The organism is uncultured Caulobacter sp., assembly GCF_937900395.1.
Lineage (GTDB): Bacteria > Pseudomonadota > Alphaproteobacteria > Caulobacterales > Caulobacteraceae > Caulobacter.
In genome coordinates, this window is sequence record NZ_CALCDX010000254.1 from 1 (window position 1) to 6,276 (window position 6,276).

6 protein-coding genes and 1 pseudogene are annotated in these 6,276 nt (G+C 71.4%); all 7 read left to right on the forward strand.

The window, feature by feature from the left end:
* The first annotated feature begins 13 nt into the window (after nt 1-13).
* Nucleotides 14-2,386, forward strand: coding sequence for a sensor histidine kinase N-terminal domain-containing protein (locus tag Q0379_RS23965; RefSeq protein ID WP_299017851.1), 2,373 nt, complete (start codon nt 14-16; stop codon nt 2,384-2,386).
* On the forward strand, nt 2,383-3,111 hold the full coding sequence (trbJ, locus tag Q0379_RS23970; RefSeq protein WP_299017836.1) for a P-type conjugative transfer protein TrbJ: 729 nt from the start codon (nt 2,383-2,385) through the stop codon (nt 3,109-3,111). Before Q0379_RS23965 ends, trbJ begins: the two co-directional genes overlap by 4 nt.
* The gene (gene trbK-alt, locus Q0379_RS23975) at nt 3,108-3,335 is read left to right on the forward strand and encodes a putative entry exclusion protein TrbK-alt (protein WP_299017840.1); all 228 of its coding nucleotides are present in this window, start codon (nt 3,108-3,110) and stop codon (nt 3,333-3,335) included. The genes trbJ and trbK-alt overlap by 4 nt, the downstream gene beginning before the upstream one ends.
* On the forward strand, nt 3,332-4,582 hold the full coding sequence (trbL, locus tag Q0379_RS23980; RefSeq protein WP_299017843.1) for a P-type conjugative transfer protein TrbL: 1,251 nt from the start codon (nt 3,332-3,334) through the stop codon (nt 4,580-4,582). Before trbK-alt ends, trbL begins: the two co-directional genes overlap by 4 nt.
* Nucleotides 4,582-5,268: a conjugal transfer protein TrbF gene (gene trbF / locus Q0379_RS23985; RefSeq protein WP_299017846.1), complete on the forward strand. Its 687-nt coding sequence runs from the start codon at nt 4,582-4,584 to the stop codon at nt 5,266-5,268. Before trbL ends, trbF begins: the two co-directional genes overlap by 1 nt.
* The gene (gene trbG, locus Q0379_RS23990) at nt 5,265-6,041 is read left to right on the forward strand and encodes a P-type conjugative transfer protein TrbG (RefSeq protein ID WP_299017848.1); all 777 of its coding nucleotides are present in this window, start codon (nt 5,265-5,267) and stop codon (nt 6,039-6,041) included. Before trbF ends, trbG begins: the two co-directional genes overlap by 4 nt.
* Nucleotides 6,038-6,276 (forward strand): annotated as a pseudogene (locus Q0379_RS23995) (conjugal transfer protein TrbI); the annotation flags it as partial. The gene trbG and the pseudogene Q0379_RS23995, both read left to right, overlap by 4 nt.

Here is a 6,276-nt window from a genome sequence, read left to right on the forward strand (position 1 = left end):
GACGTCCGATGCGTTGGTAGAGCTGGGCAATGCCGATCTGCCCTTACCGCCCCGCCCGCTGGAGCCAGGTGTTCCGCGTTTTTACGACGCCCGGTATTTTGGAGAGTCCTTGCGCCTGGTGGCTTACCAGCGCCCCATTTCGGCAGATGCGAGTCTGAACGGAACCAGCCCGGACCAGTCGAATACCAGCGTCATCGTGCAAGTGGGTGAAAGCACCCAATCGCGCCGCGATTTCACCCTGCGCTTTGTGCGCCGCGCAGCCCTGCGGGATGGACTGATCCTGGTGCTGATGGTGCTAGGTGCTGCCGGAACCCTGGCGCTGGCCTTGCGCCCGCTGGCACGTTTGGCGCAAGGCGTGAAAGACCGCAGCCCGGAAGATATGACGCCTATCCCGCCACAGGATCTGCCCGCAGACATCCGCCCCCTGGTGTCCGCCGTCAACCAGCACATGGCACGCAACCAGGCGCTCATCACGCAGCAAAGAGAATTTCTGGACGACGCATCGCACCAGTTGCGCACCCACCTGACCACTTTGCAGATGCAGGTGGACTATGCGCGGCGAGAGCCCAACGGCGACCTGGTGCAGCAGACACTGCAAGCCCTGGGAACCGAAATTGCCCGCGCCACCCGCAGCACGCAGCAATTGCTGGCCCTGGGGCGCAGCGACACAGCCGCCCTGGATTTCGCGCCCCTGGACTTGTCCAGCCTGCTGCGCACGGTCGCTCTGGAACTGCTACCCCAGGCACGCGCCAAGCAGATCGACTTTGGCATCCATACGCCCGCCGCTGGCATCGAGGCCGTTGGCGACAGTGGCCTGCTGCGCGAGGCCCTGACCCAGGAGCCCTCGGCCCTGATCGACAACGATGCGGCCAACAAGGCCGGCGAGGCGGACCTGGCCCTTCAGGATCTGGGCGGCGACGCGGTGGCCTACGCCTATGTCACCGCCAGTCTCGTGGTCTGGGATGAGGATCCGGCCCGCGCCGACGCCAAGCTGGCTCTCGCTGAGAAGGTCAGCCAGGGCCGCGACCTCACTGTCATCCGCGAGACCGTCAACGCCGTCGAAGCCTGGCTGGGGACCATCCCCGGCCACGTCTACGCCAATGTCCGCCAGCCGCCGCTCTCGACCCTGAACCTGGCGCACCTGGCCCCGATGTCGGCGGTGTGGGCCGGGCCCGAGCGCAACCAGCACCTGGACGGCCCACCGCTGCTGATCGCCCGCACGGCCGGCTCGACCCCGTTTCGCCTCAGCCTGCACGTCGACGATGTCGGCCACACCCTGGTCGTGGGTCCGACCGGCGCGGGCAAGAGCGTGCTCCTGGCCTTGCTGGCGCTGTCGTTTCGGCGCTATCCGCAGGCGCAGATCTTCGCCTTCGATTTCGGCGCCTCCAGCCGCGCGGCCGTGCTCGGCATGGGCGGAGACTTCCATGACCTGTCGGGCGAGCGCGGGGCCGCGCCGACCCTGCAGCCCCTGGCCCTGATCGACGCGCCCGAGGAACGCGCCTGGGCGGCCGACTGGCTGGCGGCGATCCTGGGGCACGAGGGCGTGGCCGTCACGGCGGCGGTGCGCGAGCACCTGTGGGCGGCGCTGGGGAGTCTGGCCGGCGCGCCGGTCGCCGAACGCACCCTGACGGGTCTGGTGGCGCTGCTGGCCAGCCCGCCCCTGAAAGTCGCGCTCGCCCCGTTCGTGCTGGGCGGACCGCATGGCCGGCTGCTGGACGGGGCCGGCGAGAAGCTCGGCGAGGCCGATGTCCAGGTCTTCGAGACCGAGGGCCTGGCGCGCGGCGCGGCCGCCCCGGCGGTGCTGGCCTATCTCTTCCATCGCATCGGCCGGCGGCTCGACGGTCGGCCGACCCTGATCCTGATCGACGAAGGCTGGCTGGCGCTCGATGACGCCGCGTTCGGGGCCCAACTGCGCGCCTGGCTGAAGACCCTGCGCAAGAAGAACGCGTCGGTCGTCTTCGCCACCCAGTCCCTGGCCGACGTGACGCAGAGCGCGATCGCCGCCTCGATCATCGAAAGCTGCCCGACCCGCATCTTCCTGCCCAACCCGCGCGCCCTGGAGCCGCAGGGCGCGGCCGCCTACGCGCGGTTTGGTCTCAATGCGCGGCAGATCGAGATCCTCGCCCGCGCCACACCGGCCCGCGACTACTACCTGCAATCAAGGGTCGGCGACCGGCTGTTCGACCTGGGGCTGGGGCCGGTCGCGCTGGCCTTCTGCGCGGCCTCTTCCAAGAGCGATCAGCAGGCGATCAGTCAGATCCTGGCCGCTCGTGGCCGCGACGGCTTCGCCGCCGCCTGGGTGCGCGCACGTGGCCTGGCTTGGGCCGCCGACCTCCTGCCGGGCGGCGCCGCCGCGACGGCCAACCCTCCGGAGACATCGACATGACCCTTACCCGTCGCCGCCTGGCGTCGGCTGGCCCCGCATGGCTGCTCGCCGCGACGGGCCTGGCCGGCCTGATCGCTCCAGCCCCGGCCCACGCCCAGTTCACGGTCTTCGACCCGACCAACTACGCCCAGAACGTCCTGCAGGCGGCCCGGGCCCTGCAGACGATCAACAACCAGATCACCTCGCTGCAGAACGAGGCCCAGATGCTGATCGGCCAGGCCCGCAGCCTGGCGAGCTTGCCCTATTCCTCACTGGCGGCCCTGCAGGCCCAGGTCGACCACACCCGCGAACTGCTGGGCCAGGCCCAGGGGCTGGCCTACGACGTGGCCCAGATCCGCGAGGCCTTCCGCAGCCAGTACGGGGCGGTCGCGCTCTCGGCCTCGGACGCGGCCCTGACCCAGCGGGCCGAGACGCGGTGGGGCGCGGCGGTCGCCGGCTTCGAGGACGCCCTGAAGGTCCAGGCCGGCGTGGTTGGCGGCCTGGGCGCGAGCCGAGACCAGCTAACCAACCTGATCGGCCAGAGCCAGGGCGCGGTCGGCGGCCTGCAGGCCGCCCAGGCCGGCAACCAGCTCCTGGCGCTCCAGGCCCAGCAACTGGCCGACCTTCTGGCGCTGAGCGCCGCCCAGGGACGAGCCCAGGCCCTAGAGGCCGCCGACCGGGCCGCCGCGCGCGCTGACGCCAAGGCCCGGTTCTCACGCTTCATCGGGAGCGCCGGAACGCCGTGACCCCGTCCCTCGCCTGGGGGACCGCACTGATCATCCTGCTGGGGGCCGCTGTCTTGGCGGGCGGGGCCTCCCAGCCATCACGGACCGGGCCGACCAAGCTCGCGCCGGTCGATCCGGAGCTGGCGCGCTGCCAGGGCCTGGGCGAGGCGGCCGGACGCGACCCCGGCTGCAAGGCGGCGTGGGCTGGGGCTCGGGCGCGCTTCTTCGGCGGGGCGGCGTCATGAACGACGTCGGCGTCATCGATCGCTTCTTCGACACCTTCAACCGCTACCTCGACAGCGGCTTTGGCCTGCTGGGCGGGGAGGTCGCCTTCCTGTCGACGACCCTGGTGGCCATTGACGTCACCCTGGCGGCGCTGTTCTGGGCCTGGGCGTCCGGCGAGGATGTCCTGGCCCGCCTGGTCAAGAAGACCCTCTATGTCGGGTTCTTCGCCTTCCTGATCGGCAACTTCCACGCTCTGTCGCTGATCGTCCTCAAGAGCTTTTCGGGCCTTGGCCTGAAGGCTTCGGGGGCAGGGGTCTCGGCCGAGGATTTCCTGCGTCCCGGCCGCCTGGCGGCCCTGGGCGTGTCGTCCTGCAAGCCGCTGCTGCAAGCGGCCGCCGAGCTGGGCGGATTTCCCGGCTTCTTCGAGAACATCGTCCAGATCGTCATCCTGCTGGCGGCGGCCCTGCTGGTCATCGTCGCCTTCTTCATCATCGCCATCCAAATCTTCGTGGTGCTGATCGAGTTCAAGCTGGTGACCCTGGCCGGCTTCGTCCTCGTGCCGTTCGGGCTCTTCGGGCGCACTGCGTTCCTGGCCGAGAAGGTGCTGGGCAACGTCATCGCCAGCGGCGTGAAGGTCATGGTGCTGGCGGTGATCGTCGGCATCGGATCCTCGCTCTTTGCCGAGTTCAACGCCGCCGCCGCCGGCCAGCCGACCCTGGAAGAGGTGCTGGCCATCGCCCTGGCGGCGCTCACCCTGCTGGGCCTGTCGATTTTCGGGCCGGGCGTCGCTTCGGGCCTGGTGTCTGGCGCGCCCCAGCTGGGCGCCGGCGCGGCCGTCGGCACGGGCCTGTTGGTCGGGGGCATGGCCATGGCCGGCGCGGCCGCGGTCCAGATGGCCGCCGGTGCGGGGGCCTCCGGAGCCGGGGCCGCGGCCGCCGGCGCGGCGGGCGGACGGGCTCCGCCAGCCGGCGGCGCGACGTCGCCGAGCGGGCCGCCGCCCAATGGGCCGTCCGGAGGGCCTGGTCCGTCCGGCGCGGGCGCTACGTCCAGCGCCGCGCCCGGGGGATCATCCACGCCCCCCGCGGGCGGCAATCCCGGCGGCGAGGGTGGCGGCGGGGAGGGCGATCCGGCCGGACCGCCGGCCTGGGCCCGCGACCTGCAGCACCGTCAAAGCCTGGCCCATGGCGCGACCACGGCCGTCCACGCCGTCGGCAGCGGTGACGATCACAGCGCCGGCGCGGCGCCCAGCCTTTCGGAGGACCGATGATGAACCCGCTCAAGGGACGGGCGCGCTTTGGCGCGACCCCGTCATCCGAGACCCCCTATCACAAGGAAGGCCAGGTCTGGGACGAACGCCTGGGGTCGGCTCGCGTCCAGGCGTTCAACTGGCGCCTGATGGCCCTGGGACTCCTGGCGCTCAGTGGCGGCCTCTCAGCGGGGTTGGTGACCCTGTCGCTGCGCGGCGGCGTCACGCCCTGGGTCGTCGAGGTCGACCATCTGGGCGAACCGCGCGTCGCTGCGCCGGCCGTCCAGGGCGCGCGAGCCAGCGACGCCCTGATCGCCTGGACCCTGGCGCGCTTCGTCGCCGACGTCCGTACGATCTCCACCGACCCGGTTCTGATGCGCCAGGCCTGGCTGCGCGCCTACGACTTCACTAACGCCGACGGGGCCGCGGCCCTCTCCGACCATGCTCGCCGCATCGACCCGTTCAGCCAGGTCGGCAAGGTCCAGACGACGGTGACTGTCACCAGCGTCGTGCGCGCCTCGCCCAGCAGTTTCCGACTGGCCTGGACCGAGCAGCGCTTCGCCGACGGCCAATTGGTCGCCACCGAGCGCTGGAGCGCCATCCTGACCATCACGTTGAAGCCGCCGCGCAGCCCCGAGGGGCTGCGGGCCAATCCGCTCGGCGTCTTCGTCACCGCCATCGCCTGGTCCAAGGAGTTTGGGGCATGAACCGCTCGATCCCGATCGCCGGCCTGCTCGCCGCGTCTTCCGCCCACGCGATGGAGCCCGCTTACGATGCGCGTCTGGCCGCGCCGGCCGGCATGGCCCGCTTCGACTATGTCGAGACCGGCGTCTATCCCGTGCTCGCCACGCCCGGCCGCATCACCGACATCGTCCTGGAGCCAGGCGAGGCGCTGGTGGCCACGGGACCGATCGCGGCGGGCGACACCGCCCGTTGGATGATTGGCGACACCACCAGCGGCGCGGGGGAAGGGCGGCGGGTGCATGTCCTGGTCAAGCCCACGGCCACGAACCTGGCCACCAACCTGATCATCAACACCGACCGGCGGACCTATCACCTGGAACTGCGCGCCTCGGGCCTGACCTGGCAGGCCCAGGTCTCGTGGCGTTACCGGCTCGCGCCCATCGTCCTGGTCGCCGCGCCGCCGGCGCCGACCGCGCCGACCTTGGACCTGACACGGGTGAACCGGGACTACCGCATCGAGGGCGACCATCCGGCTTGGCGTCCTGTGGCCGTCTTCGACGACGGGCGGCGCACCTATGTCGAGTTCGGGCCCGGCGTCGTGCTGGACGATCTGCCGCCGCTCTATCGCACCGGCCCCGACGGCAAGAGCGCCGAGCTGATCAACTATCACGTCGACGGGCAGCGGATCGTCACCGACCGTCTCGTCGACCGCGCCGAGCTGCGTCTGGGCGCAAAGCGCTCGGCCCTGCGGGTTCGCCTCGTCCGGCGGGCCGTCCAGCCGGAGGCCGGTCGATGAGCCAGGATCGCGACCCGGCCGAGGAGGCCATCGCCAAGACGCTGCGACTGCGTGGGGCGCCCGCGCCGGTGACGCGCCTGTCTCGCCGCGCCCTGATCATCACCGGCGTGCTGATCTCGACGGGGCTCTTCGGCGCCGTCGGCTGGTCGCTGGTCCAGCGAGAGCGGACCCGGCCGCAGGTCGCCGACGCGCCGCCGGCGGCCACGCCGTCCGAGCAGGTGACGGCCCTGCCGCG